Here is a 317-nt window from a genome sequence, read left to right as displayed (position 1 = left end):
GCTTCACGCTGGCTATGAGAGAAGAGTTTCACTGTTTCAATGTTGGTGTAGCTGTCTACCACAGCTCCGACCATGCTGGAGCGCGCATCTGCCTGACGAGTAGAAATATCACGAAGTTTAGGGATGAAGTAATAAAGGCTGGAGCCATAGCAAAGTAGCCAAATTAAAAGAGGAATGCTTAATCTGGCATCACTCGCTGTGACGACGCTAGTCATACCTATGAAATAAATACTGACGTAGAGCAGTACATCGAGCAGCTTCATTACGGTTTCGCGAACCGAAAGCGCAGTCTGCATCACTTTGGTTGCTATGCGGCC

The 317-nt window shown here is 47.3% G+C and carries 1 protein-coding gene; it reads right to left on the bottom strand.

Annotated elements, in window-relative coordinates; translation table 11 throughout:
- A partial coding sequence (locus A3766_RS10385; protein WP_197479516.1) for an ABC transporter ATP-binding protein occupies positions 1–317 on the bottom strand: 317 nt, incomplete at both ends.

The organism is Oleiphilus sp. HI0132, from assembly GCF_001635845.1.
This window is presented reverse-complemented; position numbering and strand designations above follow the sequence as displayed.